13 protein-coding genes and 1 pseudogene are annotated in these 20,657 nt (G+C 60.1%); 11 read left to right on the top strand and 3 right to left on the bottom strand.

Annotated elements, in window-relative coordinates; all coding sequences use genetic code 11:
* A pseudogene (locus BW43_RS0127465) lies at positions 1 to 227 on the bottom strand (ribonucleotide-diphosphate reductase subunit beta); the annotation flags it as partial.
* 575 nt (positions 228 to 802) lie between these two features.
* The gene (locus BW43_RS15020) at positions 803 to 1,072 is read right to left on the bottom strand and encodes a DUF2790 domain-containing protein (RefSeq protein ID WP_032886743.1); all 270 of its coding nucleotides are present in this window, start codon (positions 1,070 to 1,072) and stop codon (positions 803 to 805) included.
* 412 nt (positions 1,073 to 1,484) lie between these two features.
* Between BW43_RS15020 and acs the strand changes: the two genes are divergently transcribed.
* The 7 genes from acs (at position 1,485) to BW43_RS14985 (ending at position 9,371) form a co-directional block, all read left to right on the top strand.
* Positions 1,485 to 3,440 carry an acetate--CoA ligase gene (gene acs, locus BW43_RS15015; RefSeq protein ID WP_032886744.1) on the top strand — a complete coding sequence of 652 codons (1,956 nt, stop codon included), beginning with the start codon at positions 1,485 to 1,487 and terminating at the stop codon, positions 3,438 to 3,440.
* Between the two features lie 653 nt (positions 3,441 to 4,093).
* Complete coding sequence (locus tag BW43_RS15010) at positions 4,094 to 4,879, top strand: ABC transporter substrate-binding protein (protein ID WP_032886745.1); 786 nt, start codon at positions 4,094 to 4,096, stop codon at positions 4,877 to 4,879.
* A 91-nt stretch (positions 4,880 to 4,970) separates the two neighbouring features.
* Positions 4,971 to 5,660 carry an ABC transporter permease gene (locus BW43_RS15005; protein WP_032886746.1) on the top strand — a complete coding sequence of 230 codons (690 nt, stop codon included), beginning with the start codon at positions 4,971 to 4,973 and terminating at the stop codon, positions 5,658 to 5,660.
* Positions 5,657 to 6,355, top strand: coding sequence for an ABC transporter permease (locus BW43_RS15000; RefSeq protein WP_032886747.1), 699 nt, complete (start codon positions 5,657 to 5,659; stop codon positions 6,353 to 6,355). Before BW43_RS15005 ends, BW43_RS15000 begins: the two co-directional genes overlap by 4 nt.
* A 1-nt stretch (position 6,356) precedes the next feature.
* Entirely contained in the window at positions 6,357 to 7,469 is a 1,113-nt protein-coding gene (locus BW43_RS14995; RefSeq protein ID WP_032886748.1) for a succinylglutamate desuccinylase/aspartoacylase family protein, read from the top strand.
* Between the two features lie 27 nt (positions 7,470 to 7,496).
* On the top strand, positions 7,497 to 8,261 hold the full coding sequence (locus BW43_RS14990) for an ABC transporter ATP-binding protein (protein ID WP_032886749.1): 765 nt from the start codon (positions 7,497 to 7,499) through the stop codon (positions 8,259 to 8,261).
* A 129-nt stretch (positions 8,262 to 8,390) separates the two neighbouring features.
* Positions 8,391 to 9,371 carry a GlxA family transcriptional regulator gene (locus tag BW43_RS14985; protein WP_032886750.1) on the top strand — a complete coding sequence of 327 codons (981 nt, stop codon included), beginning with the start codon at positions 8,391 to 8,393 and terminating at the stop codon, positions 9,369 to 9,371.
* A gap of 33 nt (positions 9,372 to 9,404) precedes the next feature.
* On the opposite strand, the gene BW43_RS14980 is transcribed toward BW43_RS14985, so the two are convergent.
* Positions 9,405 to 15,317: a dermonecrotic toxin domain-containing protein gene (locus BW43_RS14980; RefSeq protein WP_032886751.1), complete on the bottom strand. Its 5,913-nt coding sequence runs from the start codon at positions 15,315 to 15,317 to the stop codon at positions 9,405 to 9,407.
* Between the two features lie 310 nt (positions 15,318 to 15,627).
* Here BW43_RS14980 and BW43_RS14975 point away from each other — a divergent pair, with 310 nt between their 5' ends.
* The 4 genes from BW43_RS14975 to astD all read left to right on the top strand — a co-directional run bounded on the left by BW43_RS14975 (position 15,628) and on the right by astD (position 20,606).
* Positions 15,628 to 16,848, top strand: a complete 1,221-nt coding sequence (locus BW43_RS14975) for an aspartate aminotransferase family protein (RefSeq protein WP_032886752.1) — start codon at positions 15,628 to 15,630, stop codon at positions 16,846 to 16,848.
* A gap of 195 nt (positions 16,849 to 17,043) precedes the next feature.
* Complete coding sequence (aruF, locus tag BW43_RS14970) at positions 17,044 to 18,063, top strand: arginine/ornithine succinyltransferase subunit alpha (protein WP_032886753.1); 1,020 nt, start codon at positions 17,044 to 17,046, stop codon at positions 18,061 to 18,063.
* 51 nt (positions 18,064 to 18,114) lie between these two features.
* The gene (gene astA / locus BW43_RS14965) at positions 18,115 to 19,140 is read left to right on the top strand and encodes an arginine N-succinyltransferase (protein WP_032886754.1); all 1,026 of its coding nucleotides are present in this window, start codon (positions 18,115 to 18,117) and stop codon (positions 19,138 to 19,140) included.
* Positions 19,137 to 20,606, top strand: a complete 1,470-nt coding sequence (gene astD / locus BW43_RS14960; RefSeq protein WP_163033222.1) for a succinylglutamate-semialdehyde dehydrogenase — start codon at positions 19,137 to 19,139, stop codon at positions 20,604 to 20,606. The genes astA and astD overlap by 4 nt, the downstream gene beginning before the upstream one ends.
* Positions 20,607 to 20,657 lie beyond the last annotated feature (51 nt).

Genomic DNA, 20,657 nt, shown 5'->3' on the forward strand with positions numbered 1-20,657 from the left:
CCTTCGAGTTCGGCGAGGCCTTCGGCGACGTCGAGTTTGTCCAGGGCAGCCTTGGCGCGCACGATGGCGGCGGAGTCACTGGCGGTGACGGCGCGTGCTTCGATGGCGGCGGCTGCGCCGGCACCGTCGAGGCGGTCCATGTTGGCTTCGGTGGCGTGGCCGGCGTTGGCGCCTTTGGTGGCTACTTCGCCTTCTTCTTCTTTGTCGAATTCGTCCCAGCTCAGCATGACGTGTCGTCTCCTGCGTGAGGGCTCAAAGGTGCCCGTGTGAAACCGGATGGTTGGGTGTTCACACGGCCCTAGGGCCGCGGTGGATCTTAAGGAATCGTTTGTTGCAGCAGCTAGCGCAGGCATTAAACGGAATAGGGTTACGGGTACTCTGCTTGAGGCTTGAGGTGCGCAGCGGTAGGTGCAAGCTCGCGCGGAGGCCTCAGGTCTGGCTCTTCGTCCCAGTGTAAAGGGATATTGCAGGCCCGATTTACCCGCGCATTATAGGGAAAAATTCGGTTTTGTGTTGCGGTGGATGGTCACGGGCGAGGGCCAAAATGGCGTGGTTTTTGGCCAAAGCGTGTGTTTGCGAGGCTTTGCTGGGGTTGGTTTTTTTTGAGGAGCGATGAGCGGCTTTTTGCGGGTGGGGGCAGGGGACGGGACGTAGGGCGTAATAGAGAGGTGCGGCGGTTGACGCTATCGGGGGCAAGCTCCCTCCCACACCTGGACTGCGTGGTGCCTCAAGCCGGTTCTTTGCCGCAAGAACGATTTCTTGCGGCGAATAAGATCCGGGTGTTTTCTAACTGACTAAGTTGTTAGCCGTTAGAGCAACCGTTGCCCATAATCTTGTAGTTAAGAATATGGCGTTGACCCTGGGAATCTTCATATTCCATCTTCGCAGGTACAACTTCACATACATTCGGAACTTCGCTCATGGACAATACTTTGGCAACGTCCAAGTGGGTGCTGTAGGTGTAATCTTCAACAATCGGGGCGTTCTGGCCGGCCAGCTCGGTCGGGGCTTCGTCGGCCAGGGCGGCGGTGGCGCACAAGCTGCTGAGGGCCATAACTACGAGAGCTTTCATTTCTTTACTTACCTTCTTCAGGGCGAAAGGGGTCACGGGGCCCTTGTGAGGCCACGTGTGTAACTTAGGATTGGTTAGTTCGGATTAACGTTGCCTTCGTGGGGGCTGTTACGTTGTTAATCACTGCCGTGTAAACCACGGCGTCGTGTTGACGGAGTTGATTTTAGGCCTGCGGGTTATATTCATATACCCGTGCTTTTGATAAACACTATTGGCGGTTTTTGTAACAATCCCGTGGTAAAGGTTTTTTCACACAGCGCCAGAAGCCTTGCAGCCCTTGGCCCAGAGCCCTGTCAGCCGATACCAGGGCAATGTGTAGGGGCTTGTTACTACCATCGTCGAATGGTTCTATGGGGTCGCCCCGGCTACAACAGGGCATACAAAAACAACTATTGTCACCGAGGTAAGAAAGATGAGTGCGGCTTCCCTGTACCCCGTTCGCCCCGAAGTAGCAGCCAACACGCTGACCGATGAGGCGACCTACAAGGCCATGTACCAGCAGTCGGTGGTCAACCCCGACGGTTTCTGGCGTGAGCAAGCCAAGCGTCTTGACTGGATCAAGCCTTTCACCACGGTGAAGCAGACCTCGTTCGACGATCACCATGTCGACATCAAGTGGTTCGCCGATGGCACCCTGAACGTGTCCTATAACTGTCTGGACCGTCACCTCGCCGAGCGTGGCGACCAGATTGCGATCATCTGGGAGGGCGATGACCCTGCCGAGAGCCGCAACATCACTTACCGCGAGCTGCATGAAGAAGTCTGCAAGTTCGCCAACGCCCTGCGTGGTCAGGACGTGCACCGCGGCGACGTGGTGACTATCTATATGCCGATGATCCCCGAAGCTGTGGTCGCCATGCTGGCGTGTACCCGCATCGGTGCGATTCACTCGGTGGTGTTTGGTGGTTTTTCGCCGGAAGCCCTGGCCGGTCGCATCATTGACTGTAAGTCGAAGGTGGTGATCACTGCCGACGAAGGCATTCGCGCCGGTAAGAAGATTCCGCTCAAGGCCAACGTCGACGACGCACTGACCAACCCGGAAACCAGCAGCATCCAGAAGGTCATCGTGTGCAAACGCACCAATGGCCAGATCAAGTGGAACCAGCATCGCGACATCTGGTACGAAGACCTGATGAAAGTGGCGGGCACCGTATGCGCGCCAAAAGAAATGGGCGCCGAAGAAGCCCTGTTTATCCTCTACACCTCCGGTTCCACCGGTAAGCCTAAAGGCGTGCAGCACACCACCGGCGGCTACCTGCTTTACGCCGGCCTCACCCACGAGCGCGTGTTCGACTATCGCCCGGGCGAAATCTACTGGTGCACTGCCGACGTCGGCTGGGTCACCGGCCACACCTATATTGTCTATGGTCCGCTGTCGAATGGCGCGACCACGGTGTTGTTCGAAGGCGTGCCTAACTACCCGGACATCACTCGGGTGGCGAAGATCGTCGACAAGCACAAGGTCAATATCCTCTACACCGCGCCGACCGCCATCCGCGCAATGATGGCCTCCGGCACCGCAGCCGTTGAAGGTGCTGACGGCAGCAGCCTGCGCCTGCTCGGTTCCGTTGGCGAGCCGATCAACCCGGAAGCGTGGGATTGGTACTACAAGAACGTCGGTCAATCCCGTTGCCCAATTGTCGACACCTGGTGGCAGACCGAGACCGGCGGCAACATGATGAGCCCGCTGCCGGGCGCCCATGCGCTCAAGCCAGGCTCGGCTGCACGGCCGTTCTTCGGCGTGGTGCCGGCTTTGGTGGATAACCTGGGCAACCTGATCGAAGGGGCTGCCGAAGGCAACCTGGTGATCCTCGATTCGTGGCCGGGCCAAGCGCGTACGCTGTTTGGCGATCATGACCGTTTCGTCGATACCTACTTCAAGACCTTCCGTGGCATGTACTTCACCGGTGACGGCGCGCGCCGTGACGAGGACGGTTACTACTGGATCACGGGGCGTGTGGATGACGTGTTGAACGTTTCCGGCCACCGCATGGGCACTGCCGAGATTGAAAGCGCCATGGTTGCCCACCCTAAAGTGGCTGAGGCAGCGGTGGTTGGGGTGCCGCATGACATTAAGGGGCAGGGCATTTATGTGTATGTCACCCTCAAAAATGGCGAAGAGCCAAACGAAGCGCTGCGCCTGGAGCTGAAAAATTGGGTGCGTAAAGAAATCGGGCCGATTGCTTCGCCGGACGTGATCCAGTGGGCGCCGGGCTTGCCGAAGACCCGCTCGGGCAAAATCATGCGCCGTATCCTGCGCAAGATCGCCACGGCTGAGTACGACGGGTTAGGCGATATCTCCACCCTGGCGGATCCAGGTGTAGTGGCGCATTTGATTGAAACCCACAAGACCATGAACGTCGCTTAAGGCGAGGTTGGTTGGACAAAGCCCCATTCGGTGTGAGCCGGGTGGGGCTTTTTTATGTTCGCTTCGAGCCGGTGGGGATCCAGTGTGGGAGGGGGCATGCCCCCGATTGCAGTGGGGCAGTGAATACAGCTGTCGCTGGTCTACCGCCATCGGGAGCAAGCCCCCTCCCACGTTTGGATCTGCGCCACCCGAATAAATATCGGTTTATCGCGTAGGAGGTTTCTGAATGTTACCGAGCGGGGCAAATGTGTAACCCCATGTCCACACATGAGGCAAAGCGCTACGCCCGTGCCCCGAAAAACCCCATTCCAGACACCCCAAGAAATAAGATTAAACGCCAGACTTGCCGTGCCAGAAGGGTTTGCGAATAATAGGCCCGCAATTTGCAGCGTCTACAGGTTTAATGTCTTTTGTCTCTGCATAAAATCCAGGGGCTGTCAATGAGCTGGAACCGCTTTCTCTGTGCTTCTGTAAATTGTTGTCGCATTGAGGAAATATCGGCTTCCGGCCTGTCGTTAGAATGCCGATCACTCGCTCGTCGTCGCCGATGTTGAATTGGTGTCGGACGCAGCACCGCTATTCGGTTTCACCTTCGCCGCATCGTGGGCCATGGCTCATACTGCTGTTTTGCCCTATACCGATGGAGTCCCAAGATGAAGAAACTCGTGCTGTTGGGCGCCCTGGCGCTGTCCGTGCTGTCCATGCAGGCCTTCGCTGAAGGCAAGCCTCTGAAAATTGGTATCGAAGCGGCTTACCCTCCGTTTGCCTCGAAGGCGCCGGATGGCAACATCGTTGGTTTTGACTACGACATCGGCAACGCCCTGTGCGAAGAGATGAAGGTCAAATGTACGTGGGTCGAGCAAGAGTTCGACGGCCTGATCCCTGCGCTCAAAGTGCGCAAGATCGACGCCATCCTGTCGTCCATGTCCATCACTGAAGACCGCAAGAAGTCCGTTGATTTCACTAATCGCTACTACCTGTCCCCAGCACGCCTGGTGATGAAGGAAGGCACCGCTGTCAGCGACAGTCTGGATGAATTGAAAGGCAAGAAGATCGGCGTGCAACGTGGTTCGATCCACGACCGCTTCGCTCGTGAAGTCCTGGCTCCAAAAGGCGCTGACATCAAGGGTTACAGCACCCAGAACGAAATCTACCTGGATGTGGCCGCTGGCCGCCTCGACGGTACCGTGGCCGACGCCACCCTGCTGGAAGACGGTTTCCTGAAGACCGACGCTGGTAAAGGCTACGCGTTCGTTGGCCCATCCTTCACTGACGCCAAATACTTCGGCGACGGCATAGGCATCGCGGTACGTAAAGGCGACAAGGAAAACCTGGACCGCATCAACGCTGCTATCGCTGCGATCCGTGCCAACGGCAAATACAAAGAAATCGAGAAAAAGTACTTCAACTTCGACATTTACGGCCCAGAAGCCCAGTAAAACGTCGCAGCGGTCTGTCCTAAATGGCGCAAGCAACAGAATTCCTGCGGTTTGCGCCATTTTTTCATCCCCCTTTTCGAGGACCTGAATCATGTTGAAAGGCTACGGGGCCGTCATCCTCGATGGCGCATGGTTGACGCTTCAGCTCGCCTTGTCGTCCATGGCCTTGGCCATTGTTCTGGGTCTGATCGGGGTCGCGTTACGCCTGTCGCCGGTGCGCTGGTTGGCCTGGCTGGGTGACTTGTACTCCACGGTGATCCGCGGGATCCCTGACCTTGTGCTGATCCTGCTGATTTTCTACGGTGGCCAGGACTTGCTCAACCGCGTCGCGCCGATGCTCGGCTACGACGACTATATCGACTTGAACCCTTTGGCCGCCGGTATCGGCACTCTGGGGTTCATCTTTGGCGCCTACCTTTCGGAAACTTTCCGTGGCGCCTTCATGGCCATCCCCAAGGGACAGGCCGAAGCCGGCCTTGCGTATGGCATGAGCAGCTTCCAAGTGTTTTTCCGGGTGATGGTGCCGCAGATGATTCGGCTGGCGATCCCTGGTTTCACCAACAACTGGCTGGTACTCACCAAGGCCACCGCGCTGATCTCGGTGGTAGGCCTGCAAGACATGATGTTCAAGGCCAAGCAGGCGGCAGATGCCACCCGCGAGCCTTTTACCTTCTTCCTCGCAGTGGCGGCGATGTACCTGGTGATCACCAGCGTATCGTTGCTGGCGCTGCGCTATCTTGAGAAGCGCTACTCGGTAGGCGTAAGGGCGGCTGATCTATGATCTTCGACTACAACGTCATCTGGGAGGCCATGCCGCTGTACCTTGGCGGCCTGCTGACTACCCTGAAATTGCTCGCCATCTCGCTGTTTTTCGGCCTGCTCGCCGCCTTGCCCCTGGGGTTGATGCGTGTGTCCAAGCAGCCGGTCGTGAACGGTGTGGCCTGGCTCTACACGTACGTGATCCGCGGCACGCCGATGCTGGTGCAACTGTTCCTGATCTACTACGGTCTGGCGCAATTCGAAGCGGTGCGCGAAAGCTTTATGTGGCCCCTGCTGTCCAGCGCCACGTTCTGTGCGTGCCTGGCCTTTGCGATCAACACCAGCGCCTACACCGCCGAGATCATTGCCGGTAGCCTCAAGGCCACGCCCAATGGCGAGATCGAAGCGGCCAAGGCGATGGGCATGTCGCGCTATAAGCTGTACCGCCGCATCCTGCTGCCGTCGGCCTTGCGCCGTGCGCTGCCGCAGTACAGCAACGAAGTGATCATGATGCTCCAGACCACGAGCCTGGCCTCCATCGTCACCCTGATCGACATCACCGGCGCCGCACGCACGGTGAACGCCCAGTTCTACTTGCCGTTCGAAGCCTATATCACCGCTGGCGTGTTCTACCTGTGCCTGACCTTTATCCTGGTGCGCCTGTTCAAGTTGGCCGAGCGCCGCTGGCTGAGCTACCTGGCTCCACGGAAGCACTGATATGGAACGTATCGACCACCTGTTGCCCTGGGGCCACCTGGGCTGCGAGCGCCAACTGAGCGTGTTCCGTTTTGGCAGCGGCGAGCGCAAGGCCTATATCCAGGCCAGCCTGCACGCCGATGAACTGCCCGGCATGCGAGCCGCCTGGGAACTGAAAAAACTCCTGACAGAACTGGAACAGCAAGGCGCACTCAACGGTGTGATTGAGCTGGTGCCGGTGGCCAATCCGATGGGCCTGGGCCAGTTGTTGCAAGGCAGCCACCAGGGGCGTTTCGAAGTAGGCAGTGGCAAGAATTTCAACCGCGATTTCGTCGAGTTGAGCGAACCGGTTGCCGCATTGCTTCAAGGCAAGCTGGGGGATGATCCCCATGCCAATGTGCGCCTGATCCGTCAGGCCATGAGCGATGCGCTCAGCGACTTGCCCGAGCCGAGCAGCCAGTTGCAAGGCATGCAACGCGTCTTGCTGAGCCACGCGTGCACCGCTGATATCGTCCTCGACCTGCATTGCGACGCCGAAGCCGCGCTGCATATGTACGCGCTGCCCCAGCACTGGCCCCAGTGGCGTTCGCTGTCGGCGCATCTGAATGTGAAGGTCGGCTTGTTGGCGGAGGATTCCGGTGGCAGCTCGTTTGATGAAGCCTGCTCGCTGCCATGGTTGCGCTTGTCCCGGATGTTTCCGGACGCTCAGATCCCGTTGGCGTGCCTCGCGACGACGTTGGAACTGGGCGGTCAAGCCGACACCGGGCGTGATGAAGCAATCTTCCACGCCGAGGGCATCCTCGCATTCCTTGCCGAGCAAGGCCTGATCAACGGCGAATGGCCGGCTGCGCAGCACGAAGCGTGCGAAGGCATGCCGTTTGAAGGCACCGAGTTGCTCTTCGCGCCCCACGCCGGTGTGATCAGTTACCTGCGCAAAGCCGGAGATTGGGTGGACGCCGGCGAACCGATTTTTGAAGTGATTGACCCCCTGCAAGACCGCGTGAGCGTTATCTGCGCCCGTACGTCGGGGGTGTTGTTTGCCGTTGAACGGCTACGTTATGCCCAAGCGGGTTTCTGGCTGGCCAAGGTGGCGGGGCGCGACGCGCTGCGACACGGGCGCTTGCTCAACGACTGACCACCTGTTTTTGTGAGAACCGACCGCATGTACAAACTTGAAGTCCAAGACCTGCATAAACGCTATGGCAGTCATGAAGTGCTCAAAGGTGTTTCCCTGGCCGCTGCTGCCGGTGATGTGATCAGCATCATCGGTTCCAGTGGTTCGGGCAAAAGTACCTTTTTGCGCTGCATCAACCTGCTGGAGCAACCCCACGCCGGCAAGATTCTGCTCAATAACGAAGAGCTGAAACTGGTGGCCAACAAGGACGGCGCCCTGAAGGCCGCTGATCCCAAGCAGCTGCAACGCATGCGTTCGCGCCTGTCCATGGTGTTCCAGCATTTCAACCTGTGGTCGCATATGACCGCGCTTGAAAACGTGATGGAAGCTCCGGTGCACGTGTTGGGCATGTCGAAGAAAGATGCCCGTGAAAAGGCCGAGCACTATCTGGCTAAAGTCGGCGTGGGCCATCGTAAGGATGCGTTCCCTGGCCATATGTCCGGCGGCGAGCAGCAGCGTGTGGCGATTGCCCGTGCCTTGGCGATGGAACCTGAGGTGATGCTGTTTGACGAACCGACTTCGGCGCTGGACCCGGAACTGGTCGGCGAAGTGCTCAAGGTGATGCAGGACCTGGCCCTGGAAGGCCGCACCATGGTGGTGGTCACCCACGAAATGGGCTTTGCCCGCGAAGTGTCGAACCAGTTGGTGTTCCTGCACAAAGGGATTGTTGAAGAGCGCGGCAACCCGCGGGAAGTGCTGGTGAACCCGCAGTCCGAGCGGTTGCAGCAGTTCCTGTCCGGCAGTTTGAAATAATTCCTCCCACATGGATCTCTACATTGGGGTTCTACAGTTGGATCTTTATCGTTTTTAAGCTTTGTGTTGGTTTACGGGCTAGCATTGGCCCTTGTCTTCATTACTGTTACAGGCTTCGGATAGCACTCCATGACCGCCCATAAAATTGGTTTCCTGATTTGGCCCAGCACAAAGGCACTCACGCTTGCGCTGGCTGAGGAGGCCTTACGCGTTGCTCAGCGGGTGCATCCGGATGTGGTTTACGAGCTGTCGTTTTTGCTCGCGGAGCCTGCCACTGAAGGCGCCTGGCAATTGCCGGGTGAACCATGGGCCGGCAAGCTCGAAAGCTTTCAGAAGCTGTTTCTGCTGGCCGACGAGCCGCCAACCGTTATTGCCTCGCAACTGAGCACGGCCCTCAAGCAATTGGTGCGGGCCGGGTGTGTGATCGGTGGTTTGTCGGCCGGCGTGTACCCGTTGGCCCAACTCGGTCTGCTCGACGGTTATCGCGCCGCCGTGCACTGGCGCTGGCAGGATGACTTCGCCGAACGTTTTCCCAAGGTGATCGCCACCAGCCACCTGTTCGACTGGGACCGTGATCGCCTGAGCGCCTGCGGTGGCATGTCGGTACTCGACTTGCTGCTGGCGGTACTGGCCCGCGACCACGGCGCCGAACTGGCGGGTGCGGTCTCCGAAGAACTGGTGGTGGAACGCATCCGCGAAGGCGGCGAACGCCAGCGGATTCCTCTGCAAAACCGCCTGGGTTCCAGCCATCCTAAGCTGACCCAGGCCGTGTTGCTGATGGAAGCCAATATCGAAGAACCGCTGACCACTGACGAAATTGCCCAGCACGTTTGTGTGTCGCGACGACAACTGGAGCGGATCTTCAAGCAGTACCTCAACCGCGTCCCCAGCCAGTATTACCTGGAGCTGCGTCTGAACAAGGCCCGCCAAATGCTGATGCAAACCAGCAAGTCGATCATCCAGATCGGCCTGTCCTGCGGCTTCTCCTCGGGGCCACACTTCTCCAGCGCCTACCGTAACTTCTTCGGCGCCACCCCGCGTGAAGACCGCAATCAACGGCGCAGCAGCAGCCCGTTCGAGTTGTCATCGGTGCCGTCCGAACGCGGCTGAAACCGGGTTGTCACGAACAGGTACGCGACTGTCTCACTCCTCCATGGGTTCCGGTGTGCCGGGCGGGGTTATGTCCTCCATGTTTTCGTCGTATGTCGCTTCCTCCACGCCCAACTCATAACCCGTCTGCCGGTAATAGGTACGCAAGATCGTCAGGCTTTCGGGAGACAGGGGGTTGCCGCTCACATCCGAGTCATCGTCGAGCGGCAGTGGCATTCCCAGCAGGTCGTCCGGCAAGTGCTCGATCAGGTTGTCGCTCAGGTCTACGGCCCGCAGGCGCGGTAGGCTGAAGATCCCCGTGGGTATGTCGCGCAGCCTGCAGTTGTGCAGGTACACCATCGTCAGTCGCGTCATGTTGCGCAGGTCCGGCGCTTGGGTGAGGGTGTTGTCGCTCAGATCCAAGTAAGTGAGCTCCGTCAGGCTTGATAGCTGCTCGATGCTGTTCGGCGTCAGGCGGATCTGGTTATTGCTGAGCTTGAGCAGGCGCAATTGCTTGAGTTCGAACACCCGGTCTGGAATCCGCTGCAGGGCGTGCTGCTCCACTGTCAGCGCAGTCAGGTTTGGGAACGCCTGCAGGAATTCGCCTACGCGAACATGGCGCTTGTCGCCCGTCAGTTCCATCAGCGTCACATGTTCCAGGCGCGCATTCAGGGCTGGCAGATCTCCGGAAAGCTGGCCGTTGAAGATCAGCTTGTGAGTGTTTCGGGCGGGCCATTCGTTTTCATCCAGATCGGTTTCTCTGCGCCAGCAGCGCAGTATCAATTCCTTGAATGCCAGGCGACGCACCTGCTCCTCGGCGCGGGCATTTTCGATCAGCAGGGGGTTGGCCAGCTGGTCCATGGCGGGGACGTTGAGTACCCATTCCTCCAGGTCGCTGTCGAGCCGCTCGTATTCGGCACTCAGGCGGCTGATTTGCGCGTCGGCGTCCTCCAGTTCGCCGGGTAGCTCAAAAAAGATGCGCTTGGTATCTCGCTCCGTGAGGCTGGGGTAGAGCGCGTTGATGCGCTGCAATTGTGCATCGGGAATGCTGGCATTCCAGTGTTCGCCCTTGGCTTGGCAATAGCGCTTGATCGCGTGCAAGGTCGAGGGCGACAACGGGTTGGCCGACAGGTCGAATGCGTTGCTGGCCGCCCGCGGCAGTTCGAAGGCCTCTTCAGGCAGCTCGCGCAAAGCGTTCTGGCTCAAGTCCACGCGGGCACGCAATACCGCTGGCTGAATCAGCGAGCGGGGCAGTTCGCTCAAGCCAGTGTTACGCAGTGACAGGCTGACCAGGTTGGGCAGCTGGTTGAAATCCGGCAGTCGCGCCAGCGGGTTGTTATCGAGGTTCAGGTGCTTGAGTTCACGCATGCCCTGCAAGGCTTGCTGCGCGGAAGGCGACAATTGCAGCGTGCAGCGGTCCAGCACCAGGTACGACAGGTTTGGCAGGTGGCCGAGTCGCGGCAGTTCACTCAGTGCATAGTTTTCGATATGCAGCGCAGTCAGCGCCGGGAAACTGCGCAGGAACGCATCCAGGCCCAACGGTGAGCCCAAGCCCTTTAAGGCGAGCACGGACACATGATTGAACGAGGTGCGCAGGGCGGGCAAATCGCCGCTCACCGGGAGGAAAAGGCTGAATTCGTAGCTGAGCATCGGCAGCCCGAAGTTGACATCGCCCGAGGTGATATCGCGTCGCCAGCCTGCCTCAAGTGCAACGATGAATCGGTGGCGCAGGGCCTGTTCCTCGGCGGTGACGTTGCTGTCGTTGGCCCAGCCAAGGCAATCCTGACGGATAGTGGGAAATTCGTTCTCCAGCCGACTCATCTCGACGCGACCGGCTGCCAGGTCCCCTGGCAGGCCAAAAATGAAGCGGTTGATTTGGTCACCGTTGAACGAGGGAAACAGTCTTTTGGCCTGCTCCGCGTCGACCCTGGCCGGGATCGCTTCCAGGTAGTGTTGGGTACGCTGGAAGTAGGCTTTGACGCTCTCCAGTGTCGGCTCGGACAACGGGTTGTTGGACAGGTCGAAATGCCGAGTGATGTCGACGGGCAAATCGAACAGGGCGGCAGGCAACTCGCTGATCCTGTTATTGGACAGCATCGCCAGCGTCAGGTGGCTGCGACTCAGCAATCCTTCGGGCAGTTGCTCGATGTCGGTGTTGGCCAGGTCCAGGTATTGCAACTGCGGCATCTGTTCCACATTGGGAGTCAGCGTCAGGGGGTTGTTGTACAGGTCAAGGGTCAACAGGCGCGTCATGTTGTTGATGACCGCATGGCTTTGCTCGGTGAGGCGGATGTTGCAGCTGCTCAGGATCAATTCGTTGAGCGTGTTCATCGAGGCCAGGCTGGGCGGCAGTTCGTCCACGGCAAGATTGCGGATGTTCAGCCGACGCAAGCTTGGAAAAAGCTGCAGGAATCCGTCGATTTCCATGCGTTGGTGCGCACCCTGCAATTCCAGGTGAGAGACATGTTCGAAGCGTGCACTCAGGGTGGGCAACTCACCCAGCAGGGGGGCTGACAGTCGCAGGATATGACCGTTGATGGCTGGCGGCTCATAGAAGTTATCGAGCTCGGTTTCCTGGCGCCAGGCTCGCCGTAGTTGGTGGGCAAACAAATTGCGGTCGCGCCGCAGGTATTCATATTGGAGCGCGCTCAGCGTAGCGCCGGTTGTGGGGTGTACACGGGGTGTCTGGGATTCCCAGACCACCAGGTTCAGGTCCAGTTGGATGTATTCGTTGCGCAACCGGGTTAAGGCCAGTTGTGCACCGCCGGGGGTATTTTGCAGGGCGGCGATCATGTCGCGGATTCTTGCACGCGACAGTTGCGGGCGCAGCGTCTGCAGTTGTTGTTCGAGCGAGGGGCCGCGGCTGGGTCCCGGCACCTCGGGAATGGCTGGCGGGTAACCGTCCATGCCGCCGCGCAAACGCATGACATTGGGGTCGTAGCTGGGTTTGTTGTGCGGGTCGCTCTTTAATATGTCGCGCAAGGTAGGGCGATCCAGCGGGGCATCGCCGATCGCCTGCTTGAGGCGTGGGCCCTGGCCGATATGAAGTTGCAGCGCATTGCGTGCACTGTCAGGCAGGGCCTGCAGGACGGCGGTGTAGAAATCGGTGCTGCCAAACAGTGCGGTCTGGCCGTTCTCGGGGATGAATTGGCCGTCCGGTGTGGCCACCAGCGTACGTTTGGTCGGCGCGTAAGTAGGCCCGATGGCGTCGAGCAACTCGCCGTCAGCGCGGTATTGGCGCAGTTCCAGACGAATCCACTCGGGCCAGCCATTGAGGTTTTCCAGCGAATGCAGCGCCAGCCGGCAAGTGTCCGGATTTTCCACAGCGTCCAGATACAGGCCTTCATAGGCGCGTGTGGTGCGCACTTCATGCAACGACCATTCGGCCAGTTCGGTCAGGCGCGTCGGTACCTTGCCAGCGTCGATCGACTTGAGCTCCTCGCCACTGGCACCGGCCAGTAACTCCTCGGCAACCGGCGTCGGCAGGCCGGGGCGCGAGGCACTGTCGATGAGCTTTTGCACACGTGGGTCGCTGGTGCGGTCCTGGCCGCGGTAGCGTGAGTCGAACAGTGAGAAGCGCTTGTCCTGGGCAATACGCGCAAGTTTCTTGCGCAAAGCGGCTGCGCGGGTGCGGCTGGAGGCGGGAGGCAGCCCGAATTCTTCTTCCAGTAGTTCCTTGCGCTCCGGCTCATTCAGGCTGTCGATCAGGGTGGGCAGCAGGTCGCCGTTGCGCAATTGCTCCTCAAGTACCTGCACAGTGCTGGCCCCGGATTCTCCGAGGAACTCCCACAGGGTGTTGCCGCTGGCATCCACCACCCGCAAGGTCTTGCCGGAGGGCCACAGGCCATAGCTGATCAGCAACTGCAATTGGGTCTGCGGATCGGCCTTGGCGTAGATCGCCGGGTCGTCGCTGTTCATCTGTGTCACAAATTCCTGCAACTGCTGGTCGATCTTGAAGCGCTTGAGGGTGTCGGCCAGTAGCGGTGGTGGAGGCTGCTGGGTGCTGTGCGTTTTGCGCAACGTGTTGTCATGGGTAGCGCTGCTGTCGCGGACCTGCGCTAATTGCGCGTCGCTCAATGAATCGGTCTGGTAACCGAGGCGGCGCATCAGCGTAGTGCTATCCCAGCTCAAGGGGTTTTCCAGCTCGGTGACCCAGGCGCCCTGTCCGTTGGTCATCACGGCCGGACGGTAAGCCGAAGGTCGCGTGGGGTGCTGGATGAAATAGCGGCCGGCGTCTTTCTGCACGTGATAGCGCTCGCCATTGAGGCTAAGGATGTTTTTGTCTGCGTGCAGGTGCAGGCCTTGCGCGTCCGGGCGTGCCTCGGCGGGCAGTGTCACGTCCTGGCGATAGGGGCTGAGGTCGGGTTGCCACAGACGGCGCTGACTGTTGGGCCGCTTGACCGGTTGCAAGCGCTCGATGAAGGCCAGCAGCTGCGCGGGCAATGCTTCGCGCACCAGTCCTTCGATGATGGGCAATCCGGTGGCGAACAGGCCCAGTTGGACCATCTGCTCCAGCAGGCCCAAAGCATGGCCCAGGGCTTCATGTCGCAGGCCCTCAGCCCAGTCGATGATGCCTTCGAAGGCCTCGTCGAGCACCTGATAGGCGGTATACGCCAGCATCAGTGCGCCCAGCGGCGGCACGAACGGCAGTGCCACGAAGGCAACGATCTGCAGCAGGGTATCGCCGATTTTTTTCAGGAATTCCCAGCGTTCCCAACGTGCGTTCTGGTCGACCTTGGCGGTGGAGACCGCGCGGCTCTGCGCGTCTGCCAGCAGCTTGCTCAGGTGCATCTGGAATAGATGCGCGAAGAGGTCACCGTTGATCCTGAGGCTGCGAAATTGCAGCTGGGGGCTCTGGGTCGGGGTGTCACGCCAACTGGGCAGTGGATCGCCCTGTTTATGCGCATGCCAGGTGACTTGGCTGAGGCGTTGATTGAGGTTGGCGAAGAACACCGCAGCGTCTTCATGGCGGACAAAACGGCTGAAGAACCCTTGAAAGTCCTTCGAGCGCAACCGGGCGACCAGGCTCTGCATGAACGCGGCACTGCTGGGGTAGTGTTTGATCGGGTGTTGCGGATCGTCGGGGATATAGGCGATCAGCGGGGCTGTATCGCGGCTGTTCTCCAGATCCGGAGCGAACAGCACCACGCCAGTGAGGCGACAATCCATGATGAATAAATCATGGGCTATCAGCGGTGGGCAGCCGTTGTGCGTGGCGTCGCCGTTTTCGATCAGATTGAGTACCGCGGTGTGGCTGGCGGCGGGCAGCTCGTCCTTGAGCAAGGCCATGTACAGAGCGAATTTCAGCGCGCTCAAGTGGCTTTGTTTGAGCCAGTGCTCCAGGGCGTTGCGCGCCACGGGGTTGCCCAGGTCGAGGTACTCGTCCAGGTAGCGTTGGTATTGGCCGCCGATGTCCAGGCGCCGGCAGAGCTGGGTGAATTGCGCGACGCTGATCTTCGCGTCGAGGTCGGGCAGGGGGCTGAACTGCCCTGTGGCCGTGGGTTGCGTGCTGAAGCCGGAGTGCTGCGCGTAGGTCTCGTCGGTTTCGAAGTTGTGCAGCGCCGCTTCCAGCAGTGAGACCGACCAGGTTCTGGCCGCGCCCTGCTTGACGGTAAAACCGACAACGGTCAACGGGACGTACAGTTGCAGGTAGGTGGTGCGCACATCAGTGTCGATGCCGAACTCGTCCTTGAGTGCCGCGTGCAGGCGTTCGGCGCCGAACTGCTCCGGGCTTTTCAGTGCCGCCAGAGCCTTGTCCACGAGGTTCTGCGCGGTCCAGGCGGCGGCGTTGAGTTCTTTGAGCTGTGCATGTTGCGATTCGGTTGCACGGGTATACCAGTCGGCAATCAACGGCGTGCAGGCTTTCAACGCCACGCGCTTGGCGGCACTGGCCGTGCCCAACCAAGGAGGGATAGCGTCGCGGAGAATGTCGAGGTGTGGTGTTTGGGTTTCGGGATGCTGCGCCATGGGCCGTTCCTTGATGGCTTTTGAGGAGGCTCAGCAAAACAGCGCAGGCTTGTCGTTGGGCGGTAGACAGTTAGCGCAGCGCGCTGGGGCTGATTTGCGAAGATCCTGTCATCCCCTGCCCACGAGGCCTGCGCACGGTTTAAACTGCGCCTTTGCGACGCTATTTGTCGCATTGGCGTAAACCCGCTGAAAACGCGGGTTGGCGCTATAAGAAGTTGTCGCTTGGCGGCAAGGCCGCTCTGAAAACTGTCCTTACAATCCCTGCATCGCCCGCCAGTTCCAGGCAGGCGTTCCTCTTCAGGAGACTCCGATGTCCGTTGAGCAAGCCCCGGTGCAACGTGCCGATTTCGACCAGGTCATGGTTCCCAACTACGCACCTGCCGCATTCATCCCCGTGCGTGGCGCAGGCTCCCGTGTGTGGGACCAGGCGGGTCGCGAGCTGATCGACTTTGCCGGCGGCATCGCGGTCAACGTGTTGGGCCACGCCCACCCGGCGCTGGTCGGTGCGTTGACCGAACAGGCCAACAAGCTGTGGCATGTCTCCAACGTGTTCACCAATGAGCCGGCCCTGCGCCTGGCCCATAAGCTGATCGACGCCACCTTTTCCGAGCGCGTGTTCTTCTGTAACTCCGGCGCCGAAGCCAACGAGGCCGCGTTCAAGCTGGCCCGTCGCGTGGCGTTCGACCGTTTCGGTACCGAGAAGTACGAGATCATTGCTGCGCTGAACAGCTTCCACGGCCGTACCTTGTTCACCGTCAACGTTGGTGGTCAGTCGAAGTACTCCGATGGCTTCGGTCCTAAAATCACCGGCATCACCCACGTTCCTTATAACGACTTGGCTGCGCTGAAAGCCGCCGTGTCGGAAAAGACCTGCGCCGTGGTGCTCGAACCGATCCAGGGCGAAGGCGGCGTACTGCCGGCCGAGTTGGCTTACCTGCAAGGCGCCCGCGAACTGTGCGACGCCAACAATGCGCTGCTGGTGTTCGACGAAGTGCAGACCGGCATGGGCCGTAGCGGCCACCTGTTTGCCTACCAGCACTACGGTGTGACGCCGGACATCCTCACCAGCGCCAAGAGCCTGGGCGGCGGTTTCCCGATCGCGGCGATGCTCACCCGCGAAGACCTGGCCAAGCACCTGGTGGTCGGCACCCACGGCACCACTTACGGCGGTAACCCGCTGGCGTGTGCGGTGGCCGAAGCGGTCATCGACGTGATCAACACCCCTGAGGTGCTGGCCGGCGTCAACGCCAAACACAACCAGTTCAAGGCGCGCCTGGAACAGATCGGCAAGCAGTACGGCATCTTCACCGAAGTGCGTGGCATGGGCCTGCTGATCGGTTGCGTATTGAGCGATGCGTTTAAAGGCAAGGCCAAGGACGTGTTCAACGCGGCCGAGAAAGAAAACCTGATGATCCTGCAAGCCGGTCCGGACGTGGTGCGTTTCGCGCCGAGCCTGGTGGTGGAAGAAGCGGACATCAACGAAGGCCTGGATCGCTTCGAACGTGCAGTAAAAACCCTGACGCAAGCCTGATAACTACACCTTCTGACGGCCGGACTGGGTCAAAAATGTGGGAGGGGGCTTGCCCCCGATAGCAGTCTGTCAGTTGATACATCCGGTGACTGATAAACCGCTATCGGGGGTAAGCCCCTCCCACATTGGAATACGGTTGTTCCAGCTATGTCCGGTAATTTTTCCCTATGAGTTTTAGAGTTAAGGAGTGACACCATGCTGGTGATGCGCCCCGCGCAAATGGCTGATCTGGGCGAGGTACAGCGTCTGGCTGCGGACAGCCCGATTGGTGTCACCTCCTTGCCGGATGATGTGGAACGCCTCAGCGACAAGATCGCCGCCAGCGAAGCGTCCTTCGCGGCCGAGGTAAGTTTCAACGGTGAAGAAAGCTATTTCTTCGTGCTCGAAGACACCGAGACCGGCAAGCTCGCCGGTTGCTCGGCCATCGTCGCGTCGGCCGGCTACTCGGAGCCTTTCTACAGTTTTCGTAACGAGACCTTCGTGCACGCCTCGCGCGAGCTGAAGATCCACAACAAGATCCACGTGCTTTCCCAGTGCCACGACCTCACCGGCAACAGCCTGCTTACCAGTTTCTACGTGGTGCCCGAGCTGGTCGGTTCGCCGTGGTCGGAACTCAATTCCCGTGGCCGCCTGCTGTTCGTCGCCAGCCACCCCGAGCGCTTTGCCGACTCGGTGGTGACCGAGATTGTCGGCTACAGCGACGAGAACGGTGATTCGCCGTTCTGGGATGCCATCGGCCGTAACTTCTTCGACCTCAACTACGCCGCCGCCGAGCGTCTGTGCGGGCTGAAAAGCCGTACGTTCCTCGCCGAGCTGATGCCGCACTACCCAATCTACGTACCGCTGTTGCCGGACGAAGCCCAGGAAGCCATGGGCCAGGTGCACCCGCGTGCGCAGATTACCTTCGACATCCTGATGCGCGAGGGCTTCGAGACCGACCATTACATCGACATCTTCGATGGCGGCCCCACGCTGCATGCACGGGTTTCGGGCATTCGCTCTATTGCCCAGAGCCGCGTGGTTCCGGTGAAGATCGGCGAGATGGTCAAGGGTGTCGGCCGCCAATACCTGGTGAGCAACGCGCAGTTGCAGGATTACCGTGCGGTGATGCTGGAGCTGGACTACGCGCCCGGCAAACCGGTGACCCTAGACTTGGCAACTGCCGAAGCCCTGGGCGTTGGCGAAGGCGCGAGTGTGCGCTTGGTAGCGGTATAAAGACTGAGTTTCGCGGGTGGCTGACAACAGCGGCCCGTCTGAGGAGATAGCATGATCGTTCGTCCCGTACGCAGCAGCGATTTACCGGCCCTGATTGATCTGGCGCGCAGCACCGGCACCGGCCTCACGACCTTGCCGGCCAACGAAGAGCGCCTGACCCATCGGGTTGGCTGGGCGGAAAAAACCTTTCGCGGCGACGCCGGGCGTGGCGATGCGGACTACCTGTTCGTGCTGGAAAACGACGAAGGCCGCGTGGTGGGGATTTCCGCCATCGCTGGCGCCGTTGGCCTGCGTGAGCCTTGGTATAACTTCCGGGTGGGCCTGACCGTCAGCGCCTCCCAGGAACTGAACATTTACCGCGAGATTCCGACGCTGTTCCTGGCCAACGACCTCACCGGCAATTCCGAGTTGTGCTCGTTGTTCCTGCACGCCGACTACCGCAACGGCCTCAACGGCCGCATGTTGGCCAAGGCGCGCATGTTGTTTATCGCTGAGTTTCCGCAGTTGTTCGGCAACAAGATCATTGCCGAGATGCGCGGCGTGTCTAACGATGCCGGGCGTTCGCCGTTCTGGGAAAGCCTGGGGCGTCACTTCTTCAAGATGGAATTCAGCCAGGCTGACTACCTCACCGGCGTGGGCAACAAGGCGTTTATCGCCGAGCTGATGCCGAAGTTTCCGTTGTACAGCTGTTTCCTGTCGGAAGACGCGCGCAACGTGATCGGCAAGGTCCATCCGGACACCGAACCCGCGCTGAGCATGCTCAAGAGCGAAGGCTTCAGCTACCAGGGCTATGTCGATATCTTCGACGCCGGCCCGGCAGTGGAGTGTGAGACCAGCAAAATCCGTGCGGTGCGCGACAGCCAGTCGCTGGTATTGGCCATCGGCACGCCGGGGGACGACGCCACGCCGTTCCTGATCCATAACCGCAAGCGCGAAGAGTGTCGCATCACCGCCGCACCGGCCCGCCTGGCGGCAGGCACGCTGGTGGTCGATCCGCAGACTGCCAAGCGCCTGCAACTGGTGGTGGGTGATCAAGTGCGCGCTGTACCGTTGTCTGCTGCTCGGGAGTCGAAATAATGAATTCGCTGTATATCGCAGGTAGCTGGCTGTCTGGCCAGGGTGAGTTGTTTGAATCACGCAACCCGGTGACTCAAGACGTGCTGTGGGCCGGCAACGGCGCCACTGCCGAGCAGGTCGAGTCCGCTGTGCAGGCTGCGCGCCAGGCGTTCCCGGCCTGGGCCAAGCGTTCGCTGGAAGAGCGCATCAGCGTGCTGGAAACCTTCGCCGCGACCCTTAAACGTCGCGCCGATGAAATCGCCCGCTGCATCGGTGAGGAAACCGGCAAGCCGTTGTGGGAATCGGCCACTGAAGTCACCAGCATGGCCAACAAAATTGCGATCTCGGTGCAAAGCTACCGGGAGCGTACTGGCGAGAAGAGCGGCCCCCTGGGTGACGCCACCGCCGTGTTGCGCCACAAACCCCACGGTGTGGTCGCGGTGTTTGGCCCTTACAACTTCCCTGGGCATTTGCCCAACGGGCATATCGTCCCGGCCTTGTTGGCGGGTAACACCGTGCTGTTCAAGCCGAGCGAGTTGACTCCCAAAGTCGCCGAGCTGACCGTGCAGTGCTGGATCGAAGCTGGTCTGCCGGCGGGTGTGTTGAACCTGCTGCAAGGTGCGCGGGAAACCGGTATCGCGTTGGCGGCCAACCCAGGCATCGACGGTTTGTTCTTTACGGGTTCGAGCCGTACCGGCAATCACCTGCACCAGCAGTTCTCCGGACGCCCGGACAAAATCCTGGCCCTGGAAATGGGCGGCAACAACCCGCTGGTGGTGGACGAAGTGGCCGATGTGGATGCAGCGGTCTACACCATTATCCAGTCGGCGTTTATCTCTGCCGGCCAACGTTGTACCTGCGCCCGTCGCCTGCTGGTGCCGGAAGGCGCCTGGGGCGATGCATTGCTGGCGCGGCTGGTGGCGGTGAGTGCGACGATTGAAGTCGGTGCGTTCGACCAGCAACCGCCACCGTTCATGGGCTCGGTGATTTCCCTCGGCGCTGCGAAAGCGCTGATGGATGCCCAAGAGCTGATGCTGGCAAATGGCGCTGTCGCGCTGCTGGAAATGACCCAGCCGCAGGATCAGGCCGCTTTGCTGACCCCAGGCATCATCGACGTGACCGGTGTGACCGAGCGCGAAGACGAAGAACTGTTCGGCCCGCTGTTGCAGGTGATCCGCTACGCTGATTTTGAGGCGGCGATTGCCGAGGCCAACAACACCCAGTACGGCCTGGCCGCCGGTTTGTTGTCGGACTCCGAGGCGCGTTACCAGCAATTTTGGCTGGAAAGCCGCGCCGGGATCGTCAACTGGAACAAACAACTGACCGGCGCTGCGAGTACCGCACCGTTCGGTGGGGTGGGGGCGTCGGGCAACCATCGCGCCAGTGCGTATTACGCGGCGGATTATTGTGCGTACCCGGTGGCGTCGCTTGAAACGCCAAGCCTGGTGGTGCCGGCCACGCTAACCCCCGGCATTACGCTGATCTAAATGTGGGAGGGGGCTTGCTCCCGATGGCGGTGTGTCAGTTGATGAATCAGG

Origin of the sequence: Pseudomonas sp. RIT357 (assembly GCF_000632245.1) — a bacterium.
GTDB classification, from domain to species: domain Bacteria; phylum Pseudomonadota; class Gammaproteobacteria; order Pseudomonadales; family Pseudomonadaceae; genus Aquipseudomonas; species Aquipseudomonas sivasensis.